At 53.9% G+C, this 17,339-nt stretch carries 12 protein-coding genes and 15 tRNA genes; all 27 read right to left on the reverse strand.

Annotated elements, in window-relative coordinates; all coding sequences use genetic code 11:
- Window positions 1–29: 29 nt before the first annotated feature.
- Window positions 30–548: an S-ribosylhomocysteine lyase gene (gene luxS, locus ACSF8X_RS15245; protein WP_047879371.1), complete on the reverse strand. Its 519-nt coding sequence runs from the start codon at window positions 546–548 to the stop codon at window positions 30–32.
- Between the two features lie 110 nt (window positions 549–658).
- Entirely contained in the window at window positions 659–1,282 is a 624-nt protein-coding gene (locus ACSF8X_RS15250; RefSeq protein ID WP_047879372.1) for a transglycosylase SLT domain-containing protein, read from the reverse strand.
- Between the two features lie 114 nt (window positions 1,283–1,396).
- Window positions 1,397–2,974 (reverse strand): glutamate--cysteine ligase, encoded by a 1,578-nt coding sequence (gene gshA, locus ACSF8X_RS15255; RefSeq protein ID WP_205626086.1) that lies wholly within the window; start codon window positions 2,972–2,974, stop codon window positions 1,397–1,399.
- A 189-nt stretch (window positions 2,975–3,163) separates the two neighbouring features.
- The gene (locus ACSF8X_RS15260) at window positions 3,164–6,025 is read right to left on the reverse strand and encodes a M16 family metallopeptidase (RefSeq protein ID WP_500850354.1); all 2,862 of its coding nucleotides are present in this window, start codon (window positions 6,023–6,025) and stop codon (window positions 3,164–3,166) included.
- A gap of 12 nt (window positions 6,026–6,037) precedes the next feature.
- On the reverse strand, window positions 6,038–6,469 hold the full coding sequence (locus ACSF8X_RS15265) for a YqaA family protein (RefSeq protein ID WP_047879375.1): 432 nt from the start codon (window positions 6,467–6,469) through the stop codon (window positions 6,038–6,040).
- Between the two features lie 207 nt (window positions 6,470–6,676).
- Window positions 6,677–7,807, reverse strand: coding sequence for a sodium ion-translocating decarboxylase subunit beta (locus ACSF8X_RS15270; RefSeq protein WP_047879376.1), 1,131 nt, complete (start codon window positions 7,805–7,807; stop codon window positions 6,677–6,679).
- A gap of 9 nt (window positions 7,808–7,816) precedes the next feature.
- Entirely contained in the window at window positions 7,817–9,604 is a 1,788-nt protein-coding gene (gene oadA / locus ACSF8X_RS15275; RefSeq protein WP_500850355.1) for a sodium-extruding oxaloacetate decarboxylase subunit alpha, read from the reverse strand.
- 77 nt (window positions 9,605–9,681) lie between these two features.
- On the reverse strand, window positions 9,682–9,933 hold the full coding sequence (locus ACSF8X_RS15280) for an oxaloacetate decarboxylase subunit gamma (protein ID WP_500850356.1): 252 nt from the start codon (window positions 9,931–9,933) through the stop codon (window positions 9,682–9,684).
- A gap of 423 nt (window positions 9,934–10,356) precedes the next feature.
- Window positions 10,357–10,433, reverse strand: a tRNA-Arg gene (locus tag ACSF8X_RS15285).
- A gap of 66 nt (window positions 10,434–10,499) precedes the next feature.
- A tRNA-Arg gene (locus ACSF8X_RS15290) sits at window positions 10,500–10,576 on the reverse strand.
- A gap of 66 nt (window positions 10,577–10,642) precedes the next feature.
- Window positions 10,643–10,719, reverse strand: a tRNA-Arg gene (locus ACSF8X_RS15295).
- Between the two features lie 66 nt (window positions 10,720–10,785).
- Window positions 10,786–10,862: transfer RNA gene (locus ACSF8X_RS15300), tRNA-Arg, on the reverse strand.
- Window positions 10,863–10,929: 67 nt separating this feature from the next.
- Window positions 10,930–11,006 (reverse strand) — tRNA-Arg (locus ACSF8X_RS15305).
- A gap of 64 nt (window positions 11,007–11,070) precedes the next feature.
- Window positions 11,071–11,147, reverse strand: a tRNA-Arg gene (locus ACSF8X_RS15310).
- 38 nt (window positions 11,148–11,185) lie between these two features.
- Window positions 11,186–11,262: transfer RNA gene (locus tag ACSF8X_RS15315), tRNA-Arg, on the reverse strand.
- A gap of 62 nt (window positions 11,263–11,324) precedes the next feature.
- Window positions 11,325–11,401 (reverse strand) — tRNA-Arg (locus tag ACSF8X_RS15320).
- 38 nt (window positions 11,402–11,439) lie between these two features.
- Window positions 11,440–11,532: transfer RNA gene (locus ACSF8X_RS15325), tRNA-Ser, on the reverse strand.
- 10 nt (window positions 11,533–11,542) lie between these two features.
- Window positions 11,543–11,619: transfer RNA gene (locus tag ACSF8X_RS15330), tRNA-Arg, on the reverse strand.
- Window positions 11,620–11,670: 51 nt separating this feature from the next.
- A tRNA-Arg gene (locus ACSF8X_RS15335) sits at window positions 11,671–11,747 on the reverse strand.
- A gap of 27 nt (window positions 11,748–11,774) precedes the next feature.
- Window positions 11,775–11,867 (reverse strand) — tRNA-Ser (locus ACSF8X_RS15340).
- A 10-nt stretch (window positions 11,868–11,877) separates the two neighbouring features.
- A tRNA-Arg gene (locus tag ACSF8X_RS15345) sits at window positions 11,878–11,954 on the reverse strand.
- Between the two features lie 51 nt (window positions 11,955–12,005).
- Window positions 12,006–12,082: transfer RNA gene (locus ACSF8X_RS15350), tRNA-Arg, on the reverse strand.
- A gap of 36 nt (window positions 12,083–12,118) precedes the next feature.
- A tRNA-Ser gene (locus ACSF8X_RS15355) sits at window positions 12,119–12,211 on the reverse strand.
- Window positions 12,212–12,439: 228 nt separating this feature from the next.
- Window positions 12,440–12,637 carry a carbon storage regulator CsrA gene (gene csrA / locus ACSF8X_RS15360; protein WP_036818084.1) on the reverse strand — a complete coding sequence of 66 codons (198 nt, stop codon included), beginning with the start codon at window positions 12,635–12,637 and terminating at the stop codon, window positions 12,440–12,442.
- Between the two features lie 84 nt (window positions 12,638–12,721).
- Window positions 12,722–13,906: an aspartate kinase gene (locus tag ACSF8X_RS15365; RefSeq protein ID WP_047878299.1), complete on the reverse strand. Its 1,185-nt coding sequence runs from the start codon at window positions 13,904–13,906 to the stop codon at window positions 12,722–12,724.
- An 18-nt stretch (window positions 13,907–13,924) separates the two neighbouring features.
- Window positions 13,925–16,549 carry an alanine--tRNA ligase gene (gene alaS, locus ACSF8X_RS15370; protein WP_047878300.1) on the reverse strand — a complete coding sequence of 875 codons (2,625 nt, stop codon included), beginning with the start codon at window positions 16,547–16,549 and terminating at the stop codon, window positions 13,925–13,927.
- A gap of 258 nt (window positions 16,550–16,807) precedes the next feature.
- Window positions 16,808–17,269, reverse strand: coding sequence for a recombination regulator RecX (gene recX, locus ACSF8X_RS15375; RefSeq protein ID WP_500850357.1), 462 nt, complete (start codon window positions 17,267–17,269; stop codon window positions 16,808–16,810).
- Window positions 17,270–17,339 lie beyond the last annotated feature (70 nt).

The raw sequence follows: 17,339 nt of genomic DNA on the forward strand, positions 1-17,339 counted from the left end.
TCCTATCGGATAAATACGCGAGGCAGACGTTATTTGATCTTGAGCTCTTGCAACATGGAAGCCGGCAAGGCCAGCTCGTCATTCTTGTTGACGGCAATGCCCTGCTCGAGGATAGCGCGGGCAATCGCCTGTGCCTCTTCCAATGAGTGCATGCTGTAAGTCCCGCACTGGTACTCGTTCAGCTCCGGGATCTGGGTCTGAGATTCGACCTTAAGCACATCCTCCATCGCCGCACGCCAGCTGTCAGCAACCTGCTCCTCACTCGGTGTACCAATCAGACTCATATAGAAACCCGTACGGCAGCCCATCGGTGAGATATCGATAATTTCCACCCGCTCGGAATTAAGGTGGCTGCGCATAAAACCGGCATAAAGGTGCTCGAGGGTATGGATGCCACGCTCGCTGAGAATATCGGCATTCGGGCGGCAAAAACGCAGGTCAAACACCGTGATGGTATCGCCTTTGGGCGTTTTCATTGTTTTGGCGACCCGAACGGCTGGGGCCTGCATCCGGGTATGATCTACGGTGAAACTGTCTAATAGTGGCATGCTTCCTTTACTCCTTGGCCATCTCAACGGCTTCTGGCACAGAAGCCGTATATACATCCTTAACCCTACCTACCACACCGCTATCGCGCAAGGTTTAACCACCTCAGGGATTAAAACGGCCACCAGCTCCGGTTATCCTCAAGCTCAGTACGACACTGCTTGAGTTGCCAGCCGTAACTCTTGGCCTGCTGTTCGACACGGCGAGAAACCTTGATCAAATTGGGTTTGGACTTATACGTCCCCCGCTTATAACCACCGCGGCCATCATGGTAGGCCAGATACTGGCGGTAAGCATCCCACTTCGAAATTCCCAACTGGCGCTGGGTTTCATGGGTATACCAACCGACGAACATCAGTGAATCGGCAAAATCAGTGCGCGAGCCGCCATTACCCGTGGCTTTCTGATAATCGGCCCAAGCCGGGTCCTGTGCCTGGGCATAGCCATAGGCACTACTCACCCGCCCCCAGGGGATAAATCCTAGGACATATTTCTTGGGCGGCCTGGCGTCATGGCGAAAACTACTTTCCTGTTTGATGAAGGCCATCGCAACTTGGATCGGTGTCCCCCACTCCTTTTCCATATCAAGCGCATCCTCATACCAGCTGGGATATTCACGGAAGATATTGCAAAGGTTGGATTGGTCTTGGGGAGGGGCAGAGGCGCAACCGGTCAGGACAACCGCCGCCAATAACAATGAACTACGAAAAAATGCGCGCTTTTTTCCTGCAAGCATGGAACTCATTTCCGTCCTTAGGGTCTTATACTATGACTGGCAGCCCCGTGCTGCCATCATCCCTGCGAAATTATTTATCGGGCAGCATGACGCTGCCCGCTTTTTTTATGCCTGTTATACCGACTTAATATCAGCAAAATACTGATCCAAGAAGGTATCAAACGATACCATATCCGCCGACTCAATTTCCGCCTGACGAACCGCCGAGTCTTGGGCTTCCTGCTCGAAAGCAGCCTGATCATAATAGCCGTACTCACGCTCAGACAGCGTCGTCGCATGCTCGGCAAGCAGCGCCTTGCCCATACGGCCAATGCCCTGTTGTTCTTTAATTTGCGTAAGCACCTGAGCCGACAAGGTCAATGAAGGCTCATCAATCCACGTCTGCAATCGGCTCAAGGTCTGCTGATATTCATCATTACCCGCTGCCGTATCCATTACCTTGGCAACCTCAGCCAGCTCGGCAAAAACACGGGAACCCCACTGCTGAACGGTCAGACGCTCGCCATCACAACCAATCTTGAGCAACAGCTCAGGATTGCGTCCATCGAGGACAACACGGTTCCAGTTATCACGCCAGCATTCCAGCTCACACTGATCCATCGGAGCCGAATCAGACAGCACCGCCCAAGTCAGGAACAGGTCTAGGAAACGCACCTGATCAGCGGTAATACCAACAGGGCTGAACGGGTTAACATCCAGCGAGCGAACCTCAATATACTCGACACCGCCGCGCTCCAACGCTTCGGACGGTTTCTCGCCACTTTGGGTCACGCGCTTAGGCCGGATCGGGGCATACAGTTCGTTCTCAATTTGCAGAACATTGGCGTTTAGCTGACGGTATTCGCCATCAACCTTCACCCCAATTTCGGCAAACTTTTCTGAAGGCGTGCGAATCGCACGGCGCAAACCCTCGAGGTACTCAGGCAAGCCGTTAAAGCCAATTTTCAGCGAGCTCTGCTCACTGTTGGTGTAGCCAAGATCACTCAATCGCAATGCCGTGGCATTAGGTAGGAAATAAGTCCCCTCGCCCACTTTCTCAAACGCCAACTTCGAGGAGGCCGCATTGTTGAGGAACGAGCCGCATAGTGCCGGAGAAGCACCGAACAGGTACGGGATCAACCAACCGAATCGGTAATAGTTTCTGATCAGGCCGAAGTAAGCGTCAGAAACGGCATTCTGGCGTTCGTCAGCCGCCTGCTCGCCGAACAGCTGGTCCCAGAAGCTATCAGGGAATGAAAAGTTGAAGTGAACCCCGGAGATCACCTGCATAATGCTGCCATAACGGCGCTTTAGACCTTCACGGTAGAGGTTCTTCATCCGTCCCGTGTTCGAACTGCCGTATTGCGCCAGCGTAATGTCATCTTCATTGCCGACAAAGCACGGCATCGACATCGGCCACAGGCGCTCGTCGCCCATCTGGGCATAGGTAAACTGATGGATGTCAGCCAACTGAGACAACAGGTGCTCGACATTGTGCGAAACCGGGGTAATAAACTCCAGCAGCGACTCGGCATAATCTGTTGTGATCCACTTGTTGGTCAGCGCCGATCCCAATCCGGATGGATGCGGCTCAGGCGACAACGCCCCCTCAGGCGTAATACGCAATGCTTCACGCTCTAGGCCACGGCCAATTTGGGTCAGGGCGTCAGGATTCGCAGCAATTCGCTGCAATCTTTGTGAAAAATCCATCAAGGTGATTCTCAATCGTTAACAACTCAGCTCGGTAGAGTAATCATTATTGTGGTTGATTACCATTATTATTGTATCGAAACACTTTTACCCTACAGCAACAATTCTGCACGATTCTGCATCGCGGCAGCGAGGCTAAAATACCTCCCCCAGATAAAAAATAACCGGTCATACGACCGGCTATTCTCTGAGTTACATTTTCGGCTCCATCACCTCGATTGGCAGGCCGAGGGTTTCCAGTTGCGGCTTCAAGCTCTTGGCATCCCCCACCACGATAATCTGGTAATCCTGCGGGTTAAACCACTTGGCTGCCAACTTATCGATGGTCGATTTACTGATTGAAGCAGCAATCTGGTTACGCTGCTCGACGAAGTTTTCCGGCAGCGAGTAGGTCAGGATTTGCCCCAGCAGCTGGGCCTTCTTGCTTGGCGTCTCATAACTCAAGGCATCTTTCTGCCCCACGGCCAAACGCATGAAGGCCAGCTCCTTGTCAGTCACCCCGTCACGGGACATCTTGCCCAGCTCGGCAAGAAACTCTTTGACCGACGGCAACGTCGCATCGGCACGCACCTGTGCATAGTAGACCGACAGCCCTACTTCGCGGCCGCCGCTCTGGTAGCCTCCAGCGCCATAGGTATAGCCCTTGTCCTCACGCAGGTTCAGGTTGATCCGGCTGTTGAAGTTACCGCCCAAGTTGAAGTTCGCCAACTGGGTACGGTACAGCTCACCCGTTGCATCGTAAGGCAGCCCCTGACGAACCAAGCGGATCACGCTCTGCGGCGCGCCCGGCTTGTCCACCAGCCACACCTTCTGCTGCGACAGGGTCGGCAGCGCTGGCGTGGTATAGCTAGGTGTCGGCATCCCCTGCCAGTTGGCGAGGAAACCGACATCACGCTGCAATGACTGCTGGCTGATATCACCCACCACCACCAGATCTGCCCCATTCGGCGTATAGTAACGGTTGTAGAACGCCTTCACGTCCTCAAGGGTAATTGCACTTAGCGATGCCTTGGTTCCTTCCGGCGGCAGGCTGAAGTTAGTTCCACCGAACAACACTTCACGGGTTGCCTGCCCAGCCAGCCAAGACGGGCGCTGATGTTCATAAATAATCCCCTCAAGGGCCTGCTTTTTCACCCGGTCGAAATCAGCCTGATTAAATGCAGGGAAGAACAACCGCTCTTGCAAGATAGCCAGCGTTTCCGGCAGGTGCTTTTTCAGCGAGGTCAGCGAGATAACCGTCCCGTACTTACCGGCAGTGAAGTTCACGGTACTGCCCAGCATATCCAGCCGCGAAGATAGCTCCTCCACCGTGGATTTCTGCGAGGCCTCAGCCATCATACTTGCGGTCAACTGCGCCAGTCCCGCCTTGCCCTGTGGCTCAAAACGACGTCCCGCCGGAACCACCAGCTGCAACTCAACCGTCGGGGTCTCGCGGTATTCCGTTCCCAACACCTTGATGCCATTGGCCAGTTCAAACTGGTACAGGGTCGGCATCGCTGCCTCTACCGGTGCTGAAGGCTGTGGCATCACCGAGCGGTCGAAATCGTCGCGAGTCTCTCGCATCTGCTTTTTCAGTGCCGCTTCGCTAACCGTGCTGTGAGCCGGAATGATCCGCTCAGCAGGGGCATAATTAGGCGCAGCAGCCTGAAGCGAGGTCTTGCCATGCGGCACCACGCTCAGCGTCACGTTCGGGTGGCCGTTGATGTATTGCTCGTAGGCCGCCTCCATGCTTGCTGGCGTTACCGCTCGCAAATTACCCAGCTCAGTCGTCAGGTAACCCGGGTTGCCGTAGAAGGTTTCATAGGAAGCCAGCTGCGACACCTTGCCGCTGACACTCTGGAGGCCGAAGATGGCATTCGCCTCGACCATGCCCTTGAGCTCATTCACTTCTTTGTCGCTGATCCCGCGCTGCTCGATCCCGGACAGGATCCCTTCTACCTTGTTGCGCAGAGTTTTCAGATCCCCTTTGTCACCGCTTTGGCCAATAGCATAAACATACATGGTACAGGCCAATTCAGCACAGTCATGGAACGCACCGGCATCAACCACTTCGCCAGTCTTGACGAGGTTCTGGTATAGCAGGCTGTTCTTGCCACCGCCGATCACCCGAGCCAGCATATCCAAAGATGCTTCGTCCTTAGCACCGCTATAAGAGGTCGGCCAAGCCATCATCAGCATCGGTTGCTGAATATTATCTTCCAGCGTCAAGAAGCGGTTGTTTGCCAAGGTTACAGGCTGCTTGGCTGGTTTATCGACTTCAGGGCCACGCGGGATCGAACCGAAGTACTTATTGACCCATTCCAGCGTCTTGGCGATATCAATATCACCACCAATGGTCAGCGTCGCATTGTTTGGCCCGTACCAGCGCAAGAAGAACGCCTTCAGATCATTAACGTTGACCCGGTCAAGATCCTCAACATAGCCGATTGGCTGCCAAGAATACGGATGTGTCCGTGGATACAGCGCCTCGCCGATACGCTCGTAAACCAAACCATAAGGGCGGTTCTCATAGCGCTGGGCGCGTTCGTTCTTCACCGTGTCGCGCTGGATCTCGAACTTACGCTGTGACACCGCCTCAAGCAGGAACCCCATTCGGTCCGCTTCAAGCCACAATACTTTCTCCAGCTGGTTGGCAGGCACCGTTTCGAAATAGTTGGTCCGATCCCGGTTGGTCGTCCCGTTCATGGTTCCGCCCGCCTCGGTGATCAGGCGGAAGTGTTCCTGATCGCCCACATGCTTTGATCCTTGGAACATCATATGTTCGAAGAAATGGGCAAAACCAGACTTACCCAGCTCCTCACGGGCAGAGCCGACATGGTAGGTCATATCGACATGCACCAGAGGATCCGATTTATCCTCATGGAGCACCACCGTCAGGCCGTTTGCCAGTGTATATTTCGAATACGGTATCACCGGTGATACCGCACTCTCGTCGCCCTTCAACTGCCCCACGAATGTCACGCCTGGCGGCAGCGCCGCCGACTCTTGCTGGGGCTCTAGCAGGCTACAGCCAGCCAGTGACAACAGCGCAACGCCCACTATCCACTTTTGCACGTAATGCCTTCCTTATAATAATCCTGTTACGATCATAGCCAGTACCGTATACCGGAGCGCCTTGCCGACCATTATCAGCAATAAACTCAAAGAGTGCCGCATCCGCAACCACCCTGCAGCAAGGCAGAGCGGGTCACCGACCAACGGCAGCCAACTGAGCAGCAGCGACCAGTAGCCGTATTTTTTCAGCCATAGTAAAGCTCTATGACCGTGTTTTTCCTGAGAAGTTTTATCCGGCAACAACCGGCCAAGCCAATAATTGGTCATCCCCCCGAGCGTATTGCCCAATGTCGCTACCGCAACCACCAGCCAAACAGCGTTATCACCCAGCTTGAGAGAAGCCACGAGATTGGCCTCCGATCCGCCAGGCAACAGCGTCGCACTCAAAAAACCCGTTGTGAACAGCACCCAAAGCGCCGAATCACCATGAAATAACTCTAGCATTAAAACAACTTAGCCAATCTATCCAATCAGGTAGCCGCCATATGGCAACCACCGCTAGCCTATCGAGGAGAGTACGATCCCCTCGTCGTCACCAGCCCTCCTACCTTAACGGATTTGGCGCAAAAGAAAACGGGCAGCGATCAGCTACCCGTTTCAAAATATTGCAAAATTCAGCTTGTTCCGGTGAATTGACCGAAAGCCGAAGAGTTACCCAACCAAGGCCAGCAAGATACCGGCGGCCACGGCTGAGCCCAAGACCCCTGCCACATTCGGCCCCATCGCATGCATCAGCAAGAAGTTCTGCGGATTGGCCTCCAGACCGACCTTGTTAACCACCCGGGCCGCCATCGGTACTGCCGATACCCCCGCCGCACCAATCAGCGGATTGATATCCTCCTTGCTGAAACGGTTAAGAAGCTTGGCCATCAGTACACCGCCACCGGTACCGACACTGAAGGCGACGGCCCCCAAGACCAAAATCCCCAGCGTCTCAAGCTGAAGGAATGTCTCGGCCTCAAGCTTAGAGCCGACGCCAAGCCCAAGCATGATCGTGACGATATTGATCAGCTCGTTCTGCACCGTCTTGGACAAGCGCTCCACCACACCGGACTCGCGCATCAGGTTACCAAGGCAGAACATCCCCACCAAGGGTGTCGCCGACGGCAGGAACAAGATGGTCATCAGCAGTACCGCCAGTGGAAACAGAATCTTCTCCCCCTTGCTGACATGCCGCAGTTGCTTCATCTGGATCTTACGCTCTTCAGCCGTTGTCAGCGCCTTCATGATCGGCGGCTGGATAATCGGCACCAATGCCATATAGCTGTATGCGGCAACCGCAATCGCCCCGAGCAGATCTGGCGATAGCCTACTGGCAAGGAAAATCGCAGTCGGACCATCAGCACCACCGATAATCGCAATCGACGATGCATCGGCCAGGGTAAAGTCCATCCCCGGGATCACATTGAGCAGAATCGCCCCGAACAGGGTGAAGAAGATCCCGAACTGGGCCGCCGCGCCGAGGAGCAAGGTCTTGGGGTTGGCAATCAACGCCCCGAAGTCTGTCATCGCCCCGACCCCCATGAAGATCAGCAGGGGGAAGATCCCGGTTTCTATCCCGACATGGTAAATGTAATACAGCAGCCCGCCCGGCTCGGTAAAACCGGCATTGGGGATATTGGCCAGTATCGCCCCGAACCCTATCGGCAACAGCAGCAGAGGCTCAAAGCCCTTGCTGATCGCCAAATACAACAGGCCGGCACCGACCAACATCATGATTATCTGGCCAAACTCGAAATTGGCCAGCCCCGTCTCGCTCCAGAGTATCAATAAACCTTCCATGGTACCCTCTTATGCCAGACTGAGGATCGGCGCGCCGACCACCACCGAGTCACCTTCCTTGACGAGGAGCTCCTGCACCACGCCGCTGCGGGCAGCCCGGACTTCGGTTTCCATCTTCATCGCCTCGAGGATCACCAATACATCACCTTCCGATACCTGATGCCCCGGCTGGACATGGATCTTGAAGATATTGCCTGCCAAGGGTGCAGCTACCGGTTCAGCAGTAACGGCGGCAGAAGCGGCTGGGGCTACCGATGGGGCGGCGGCGGCCGGTGAAACGGCTGTCAGCGCACCACTGGGACCAACCTCAACATTGTAGAGCTGGCCATCCACCGTCACGCTATAGGCTTCAACCCCGCCAGCAGCAGGCGCGGCCTTTGTTGCGGGCGTAACGACAGGGTCAGGCTCGCTCCCCGGCGCTGGCTCAAACGCTTCAGGGTTATTGCGATTTTTAAGGAAGTTGAGCCCAACCTGAGGAAACAGTGCATAGGTCAGCACATCATCAACCTGTTGGTCGGCAAGCGTAATATTGTCTGACTGGGCTTTGGCCAGCAGTTCATCGGTTAATCGGTGCAACTCTGCATCAAGCAGATCTGCCGGACGGCAAGTCAGGGGCTTGCCACCCTCAAGTACCCGCTCCTGCAACGCACTGTTCACCGGTGCAGGCGCGGCACCATATTCGCCTTTCAGCACACCGGCCGTTTCCTTGCTGATACTTTTGTAGCGCTCGCCGGTGAGCACATTGAGCACCGCCTGAGTACCGACAATCTGCGAGGTCGGCGTTACCAGCGGTATATAGCCCAGATCCTGACGCACGCGCGGGATCTCCTCCAGCACTTCGTCGAAACGATCAGCGGCCCCCTGCTCCTTGAGCTGGCTTTCCATATTGGTCAGCATGCCGCCCGGCACCTGAGCCAACAGGATCCTGGCATCAACCCCTTTAAGGCTGCCTTCAAATTTGGCGTATTTCTTACGTACTTGACGGAAATAGGTGGCGATAGGCTCAAGCTGCTGCAAATCGAGCTTGGTGTCGCGAGGGGTACCCTCGAGCATGGCGACCACGGTTTCAGTCGGGGTATGGCCATAAGTCTGGCTCATCGACGATATCGCGGTATCGAGAATATCAATTCCCGCCTCGACCGCCTTCACCGCCGTTGCCGCCGACAACCCAGTCGTCGCATGACAGTGCAAGGCCAGAGGGATATCGCACGACGCCTTGATCTGAGTGATCAGCTCCTCGGCCTCATACGGCTTGAGCAGGCCTGACATATCTTTGATACAAAGCGAGTGGCAGCCGAGATCCTCAAGTCGCTTGGCGAGATCCGTCCAAGTCTCAAGGTTATGTACCGGACTGGTGGTATAGGATAAGGTTCCCTGGGCATGAGCGCCGACATCCACCGCCGCCTTGACGGCCTTTTCGAAATTCCGGACATCGTTCATCGCATCGAAAATCCGGAAGACGTCCATTCCGTTGGCGTGGGCGCGCTCAACGAACTTCTCGACCACATCATCGGCATAATGGCGGTAGCCCAGCAAGTTCTGGCCCCGAAGCAGCATCTGCATCGGGGTATTGGGCATCGCCTGCTTAAGCAGACGCAGGCGTTCCCACGGATCTTCCCCAAGAAAACGGATGCAGGCGTCAAATGTCGCCCCGCCCCACGTTTCGAGAGACCAATAGCCGACCTTGTCCAATTGCTCGGCAATGGGCAGCATATCCTCAACCCGCAAACGGGTAGCAAAAAGTGACTGGTGGGCATCACGCAATACAACATCAGTGATGGCTAGTGGCTTAGACATGCTCACAAACTCCTTGTCAAAAAACGAATCCTATATCCACACGGCTTCAATCAGGCTGTCTGGTCTATTCCGCAGACTTATACCTTTCGGCTGCGATACTGGTGCACCGCAGCGCCAATCGCGGCCACGATCTCAGGCCGCACACCATTGTGCGATGGCAAAACGGGGGTCGGGTGACTTCTGGCTGGAGCCGCCGGGGCATCCTTGGGGGCAATCCTTGCCAGCAATTGAACGAGGTAAATCAAAATACTGAGAAAAAGAAACACCACCACCATGCCTGTCACCATGATGGTGGCCGCTTCCCACAGCACACTCCCTAAATCGGCCATAACGCTTCCTTTCATTCCCTGTGTTAGTAGGGCGTTAACAAATAACACGTGAAGTAAAAATATGTCAAATTGATTAATAAATAGCACCATAACGATGAAGATTTGTTCTGAAATGCGATTTACGTAGTAAATTTACCAACTAATCACCAAAATCCCTTTGCTAGAGGATCAACCTCCTGAGGCCAGAGTGGATTAGCGTATTTCACTACTAGATTCGAATTGGAAAGGTCATTTCGCCAAACACTGACGCTGACGTAAGAGTCACCGCACTCACTGGCTAATACCAAGGCAAGGAGGGATATCGCAAAAGAGAAGGGAAAGGAATAGCGCGAGGTGTAGCCGGAGCCAATAGATGCAAATCAGCCGAACGGTACAAAATTTAGGTATAAAAAAACCCAGCGATTAAGCCGGGTTTTAAAATGATGGCGCGCTCGGGAGGATTCGAACCTCCGACCGCCTGGTTCGTAGCCAGGTACTCTATCCAGCTGAGCTACGAGCGCGCAATAAATCTGATTTTGTGCCTTTCGGCTATGAAGTAACAGCAACAAGCTATTGCTTCAAAATAATGGCGCGCTCGGGAGGATTCGAACCTCCGACCGCCTGGTTCGTAGCCAGGTACTCTATCCAGCTGAGCTACGAGCGCGCAGTAAATCTGATTGTGTGCCTTTCGGCTATGAAGTAACAGCAACAAGCTATTGCTTCAAAATAATGGCGCGCTCGGGAGGATTCGAACCTCCGACCGCCTGGTTCGTAGCCAGGTACTCTATCCAGCTGAGCTACGAGCGCGCAGTAAATCTGATTGTGTGCCTTTCGGCTATGAAGTAACAGCAACAAGCTATTGCTTCAAAATAATGGCGCGCTCGGGAGGATTCGAACCTCCGACCGCCTGGTTCGTAGCCAGGTACTCTATCCAGCTGAGCTACGAGCGCGCAGTAAATCTGATTGTGTGCCTTTCAGCAATAAAGTAATAGCAATAAGCTATTGCTTCAAACATAATGGCGCGCTCGGGAGGATTCGAACCTCCGACCGCCTGGTTCGTAGCCAGGTACTCTATCCAGCTGAGCTACGAGCGCGCAGTAAATCTGATGTTTGACCTTGTGGTCATTCAGTAACAATCCATTGATACTTTAAAAATAATGGCGCGTCCGGGAGGATTCGAACCTCCGACCGCCTGGTTCGTAGCCAGGTACTCTATCCAGCTGAGCTACGGACGCGCAGGCTGTATTCTGCCAATGGCAGATTACTTTAAAGATGGCGCGCTCGGGAGGATTCGAACCTCCGACCGCCTGGTTCGTAGCCAGGTACTCTATCCAGCTGAGCTACGAGCGCGCAATGAATCTGATTGTAACCTTTCGGTTTTTGAGTAGCAATCCGTTGATACTTTGAAATAATGGCGCGTCCGGGAGGATTCGAACCTCCGACCGCCTGGTTCGTAGCCAGGTACTCTATCCAGCTGAGCTACGGACGCGCAGGCAATTCTTTCTCAAGGATCTCTTGAAGGAAGAATGGCGGTGAAGGAGGGATTCGAACCCTCGATACGGCTATAAACCGTATACTCCCTTAGCAGGGGAGCGCCTTCAGCCTCTCGGCCACCTCACCACACAAATTATGGCGCGCTCGGGAGGATTCGAACCTCCGACCGCCTGGTTCGTAGCCAGGTACTCTATCCAGCTGAGCTACGAGCGCACACTTAATTCGGTTGTAACAACACTGCCCTAAGGCAATGCTTTTAAATAATGGCGCGTCCGGGAGGATTCGAACCTCCGACCGCCTGGTTCGTAGCCAGGTACTCTATCCAGCTGAGCTACGGACGCGCAGGCATCTTTCAATGAAAGAAAGAATGGCGGTGAAGGAGGGATTCGAACCCTCGATACGGCTATAAACCGTATACTCCCTTAGCAGGGGAGCGCCTTCAGCCTCTCGGCCACCTCACCACACAAATTATGGCGCGCTCGGGAGGATTCGAACCTCCGACCGCCTGGTTCGTAGCCAGGTACTCTATCCAGCTGAGCTACGAGCGCACACTTAATTCGGTTTTTACAACACCGCCCTAAGGCAATGCTTTTAAATAATGGCGCGTCCGGGAGGATTCGAACCTCCGACCGCCTGGTTCGTAGCCAGGTACTCTATCCAGCTGAGCTACGGACGCGCAGGCATTTCTCAAGAAACAATCTTGAAGCAAGAATGGCGGTGAAGGAGGGATTCGAACCCTCGATACGGCTATAAACCGTATACTCCCTTAGCAGGGGAGCGCCTTCAGCCTCTCGGCCACCTCACCGTCTTGCGGGGGCCCATATTACTGCTAGCCAAAAATAAGTCAAACACTTTGTTGTGAAAAAATGACTTCTTTCGCGCGTATGAATACTTAATAGCCAAGTAGGCAATTAATCAAACGCGAACATCGACTTACTGGCTTATTTCTGGGTTTCTGAAGAAGAAGGCAGAAAAACAGACGGCAGCGTATGGATACAAAAAAGGCCAGCAAACAATGCTGACCTTTTCCGAATTAGTAGTTACCAGAACCCTGGGAACCTGTTTCTTTTTCTGCTTGAATGCGCATGTAGATTTCTTCGCGGTGCACAGAAACTTCTTTTGGTGCATTTACACCAATGCGAACCTGGTTACCTTTAACGCCCAATACGGTGACAGTGACTTCATCACCAATCATCAGCGTTTCACCTACGCGACGTGTCAAAATTAGCATTCGTGTGCTCCTTGAGTAATCTCAGTCTTATAAGAGTTAAGTCTATTATCCAACAATTTTTACATTTTCGTAAATGGTCACTGCTCAAGAAACAGCGAGAAGCAGTCGATTATCCAGACTTTCTGGCTCAACCACAAATTTTTTGTGGATGATTTTCGCCGCTAATTGTTGATCCTGCCCATTAATAAGCAGGGACATACAACGGGATGTAGATTTACTATGGTAAACCATCACCTCCGCCTCTGCCATTGCCGTTTCCAATTGGTCGCGGATCTGCGCCACCCCCTCCCCTACCAGAGTCATCACAGCGACATCAGGTAGGTGATTGGCGATATCAGACGCCAGCACCAATCGCAAACGTGCCAGCTCATCACTGGCAATAATAATGCCGGTCGAATGCGCTTGCTCGGCATAACACCATGCGTCCAGTCCCAGTAGCTGCAAGCGTGGCTCTATCTGCCCTATAGGCTCAGATACCACGACAAGACAATGCTGACTCTTCATAGCCAGACCAACGGCCCCCTGTTGCGGGCTCATGGGCTGGAAGCATACCAGACTACCTTCTCCGTCATCGAAGGAAGACAGTACCCTCAATGGCACTTTATGTTGCCTTGCATATTCAACCGACTGTAATTGTAGCACTTTTGCACCATGACGTGCCATCGCTGCCATATCATCGAAATGAATCTCTGATAATCGCTGCGCGTCGTCCACCCAGCGCGGATCGGTGGTATATACCCCGTCCACATCGGTGAAGATCTGGCATTCGTCAGCATCCAACGCACTTGCGATGGCTACCGCGGTGGTATCGGAACCACCGCGACCCAGGGTCGTAATATTGTTTCCGCTATCACGTCCCTGGAACCCGGCCACCACCACAATGTGGTCCTGACCTAGCCATTTTTCGAGAGTCTCTGTCTCTACCTGGAGAATACTGGCATTGTTGAAGGCATCATCCGTTCGGATTGCCACCTGGTCGCCTGTCAGCGACACCGCCGGGTAGCCCCGTTTGTTCAGTGCCATAGCAAGCAAGGCGATGGTCACCTGCTCGCCGGTCGACAGCAGCATATCCAGCTCGCGCGGGGTCGGCACTTCATCCACCTGCCGGGCCAAGCCCAGCAAGCGGTTGGTTTCACCGGCCATTGCCGATACGACCACGACAACTTGATGCCCCTGCTGGCGCGCTTTGATCACACGCTCAGCGACTGCTTCAATACGTTCGATGCTCCCAACCGAGGTACCACCGAACTTCTGCACCAACAATGCCACTTTACTACTCCAGTGTAATTACAGCTTCTCCGCCAGCCAAGGTGTCACAGACTCCAGCGCCGCAGGAAGGGCTGCTGCATCGGTACCACCCGCCTGAGCCATGTCAGGACGGCCGCCGCCTTTACCGCCAACCTGTAGGGCAACCATGTTGATCAGCTCACCGGCCTTCACTTTGCCGATAAGATCTTTGGTCACACCCGCAATCAGGCCAACTTTGTCATCGCTTGCGTTGCCAAGAACAACAATACCGCTGCCCAGCTGGTTCTTCAGCTCGTCAACCATGCCGCGAAGGGCTTTGTTGTCCGCGCCGTCAAGCTTGGCGATCAAGACTTTAACGCCATTGATTTCTTTCGCCTGGTTAATTAGGCCCGCGCTCTCTTGCGCAGCCAGCTTGTCTTTCAGCTGCTGGATTTCTTTTTCCAGCTGCTTGCTGTGGGCAACCAAGGCGCTTACTTTGGTTGCAACAGAGGCAGCATCAGACTTCACCAAGTTCGCTGTTTTGGCCAGCAATGCTTCCTGCTCATGAAGAGCAGCAATTGCCGCTTCGCCAGTTACCGCTTCGATACGGCGAATACCGGCTGCGATACCCCCTTCGGAGATGATCTTGAACAGGCCGATGTCGCCGGTCTTAGAGGCATGAATACCACCACAAAGCTCGACAGAGAAGTCGCCCATGCTCAGGACGCGAACCTCGTCATCATATTTTTCGCCAAACAGTGCCATCGCACCTTTCTCTTTGGCTGCATCGATGTCCATAACATCAGTGCTGATAACATGGTTACGGCGGATCTGCTCGTTCACCACACGCTCAACTTCGCGCAGTTCCTCCGGCTTCACGCCTTCTAGGTGCGAGAAGTCAAAACGCAGGCCTTCTGGCTTAACCAAAGAGCCTTTCTGTGCTACGTGCTCACCCAGCAGGTTGCGCAGTGCAGCATGCATCAAGTGCGTTGCAGAGTGGTTCAGGCTGATCTTGGCACGGCGAGCCGCATCGACAACCGCTTTGATCTTGCCGCCAACAGTCAGGCTGCCCGCAGCCACTTTGCCGCTGTGGCCGATTGCATTGCCGAACTTCTGGGTATCGGTAACATCGAACTGAATGCCTTCAGCACTCATCACACCGGTATCACCGCACTGGCCGCCTGATTCCGCGTAGAACGGCGTGTTATCCAAGATAACCAGTACTTCTTCACCTTCGGCAGCGCTATCAATACTCTGGCCTTCGCGGTAAAGAGCAACGATTGTGGCATCACCTTCCGTCGCGCTGTAGCCGCAGAACTCAGTGTCCGCATCGACTTTGATCGCGTCGTTGTAGTCAACGCCGAACTGGCCTGCTTCGCGGGCACGCTGACGCTGGGCTTCCATTGCATCGTTGAAGCCTTCTTCATCGATAGAGAAACCGCGCTCGCGAGCAACGTCGTTGGTCAAATCAGCAGGGAAGCCGTAAGTATCGTACAGCTTGAACACTGTCTCGCCGTCCAGCACTTCGCCATCTAGCGCATCCAGTGCTTCGGCAAGAATAGCCATACCACGGTCAAGAGTACGACCGAAGTTCTCTTCTTCGATTTTCAGTACTTTCTCAACCATTTCCTGCTGCTTCTTCAGCTCTTCGCCAGCAGAACCCATCACGTCAGCCAGAGGGCCAACCAGCTTGAAGAAGAAGGCCCCTTTGGCACCTAGCTTGTTACCGTGACGCACAGCGCGACGGATAATACGGCGCAATACATAGCCACGGCCTTCGTTCGAAGGCATAACGCCATCGGCAATCAGGAAGGCGCAAGAGCGGATGTGGTCCGCGACAACGCGCAGTGACTGGTTAGACAGATCTTCATAGCCAATCACCTTGGCGGCTTCTTTGATCAGCGTCTGGAAGATGTCGATTTCGTAGTTTGAGTGAACGCCCTGCATGATTGCAGAGATACGCTCGATGCCCATACCGGTATCAACCGACGGCTTCGGCAACGGCTCCATAGTGCCATCCGCATGACGGTTGAACTGCATGAATACGTTGTTCCAGATCTCGATGAAGCGGTCGCCGTCTTCGTCTGGTGAGCCAGGAGGTCCCCCGGCAATGTGGTCGCCGTGGTCGTAGAAGATTTCGGTACATGGACCGCAAGGACCGGTGTCGCCCATCTGCCAGAAGTTGTCTGACTCGAACGGCTTGCCGCCTTCCTTGTCACCGATACGGATAATACGCTCCGCAGGGATACCTACCGTCTTGTTCCAGATGTCGAATGCTTCGTCATCGGTTTTGTAAACAGTAACTAGCAGGCGCTCTTTTGGCAGCTGAAGAACTTCAGTCAGGAATTCCCACGCGAACTGAATGGCATCGTGCTTGAAGTAGTCGCCGAAGCTGAAGTTACCCAGCATCTCGAAGAAAGTATGGTGACGGGCCGTGAAGCCTACGTTTTCTAGGTCGTTGTGCTTACCGCCTGCACGTACACAGCGCTGAGCCGTAGTCGCTCGAGTATAGGCTCGTTTCTCAAGGCCTAAGAAGCAATCCTTAAATTGGTTCATACCTGCATTGGTAAACAGCAGGGTCGGGTCGTTGTGTGGAACTAGCGATGAACTATCTACGATTTGGTGTCCTTTGCTTTCAAAGAACTTGAGGTACGCGTTGCGTACCTCATCAGTGCTCATGTACATTGGCAATTCCTGAATAGTGCTTTCATGTAAACTGAATGAACGAATTTATTTTCGTACTAGCAGGCCCGGGTACTCCGCCATGCCCTTGGCGGGACAATTCGGGCAGGCCGTGATTGGACTAAAATAAATGCTTTGGCTGATATTGTAAAACAACGGCAGGCGTAACAGGAAATGTTATGTGGTCAAATGGGACATTTTCTACCCCTTGGCAGCCACTCGTACTGACGGTGACGGAGGCGAGATCACACGGCCTTCCGCCTAATATTCCTCGTCGACCCCGAAGGCATATTTGATCTGCTCGAAATCAAACCCCCGATATTGCATAAAACGCACCCGCTTGGCCTGCTCCTTCGGGGTATCGGCCTGCGTTTCACCGAATTTGCGCCGGGCCACTGCTCGGGCATGCTCGAACCAATCGGTTTCATCCTCATCGAGCAGCTGACGCACCACGACCTCGTGTACCCCCTTAAGCTTGAGCTCCTGCCTGATCCGCAGTAATCCCCACCCCTTGGCGAGCCCATTGCGCAGCATCTGCCCGGCAAAGCGAGCATCGTCAAGCCAGTTGTAGTCTTGACAAAAGGCCACGGCCTCGTCGATCTCGGCACTCTCGTAGCCCCGGTTCTTCAGCTTTTTCCTCAGCTCCTTTTCGGCATGGTCACGGCGCGAAAGATAGCCCACGGCGGCTTCTTTCACACTCTGCTTAGGTGGTTGCTTTCTCATGGTCGGTCTCACTCGCTTACATGCAAAAACGGGCGAGGTAGTCGCCTACCCGCCCGTTTGGTTAATCTTG

The sequence above is a fragment of the Photobacterium panuliri genome (assembly GCF_059920555.1).

Bases quoted from the DNA above. Each gene is read 5' to 3' on its own strand.
- luxS (WP_047879371.1), bottom strand. From the start codon at position 548: ATGCCACTATTAGACAGTTTCACCGTAGATCATACCCGGATGCAGGCC.
- ACSF8X_RS15250 (WP_047879372.1), bottom strand. From the start codon at position 1,282: ATGCTTGCAGGAAAAAAGCGCGCATTTTTTCGTAGTTCATTGTTATTG.
- ACSF8X_RS15265 (WP_047879375.1), bottom strand. From the start codon at position 6,469: ATGCTAGAGTTATTTCATGGTGATTCGGCGCTTTGGGTGCTGTTCACA.
- ACSF8X_RS15270 (WP_047879376.1), bottom strand. From the start codon at position 7,807: ATGGAAGGTTTATTGATACTCTGGAGCGAGACGGGGCTGGCCAATTTC.
- oadA (WP_500850355.1), bottom strand. From the start codon at position 9,604: ATGTCTAAGCCACTAGCCATCACTGATGTTGTATTGCGTGATGCCCAC.
- ACSF8X_RS15280 (WP_500850356.1), bottom strand. From the start codon at position 9,933: ATGGCCGATTTAGGGAGTGTGCTGTGGGAAGCGGCCACCATCATGGTG.
- csrA (WP_036818084.1), bottom strand. From the start codon at position 12,637: ATGCTAATTTTGACACGTCGCGTAGGTGAAACGCTGATGATTGGTGAT.
- alaS (WP_047878300.1), bottom strand. From the start codon at position 16,549: ATGTACATGAGCACTGATGAGGTACGCAACGCGTACCTCAAGTTCTTT.
- recX (WP_500850357.1), bottom strand. From the start codon at position 17,269: ATGAGAAAGCAACCACCTAAGCAGAGTGTGAAAGAAGCCGCCGTGGGC.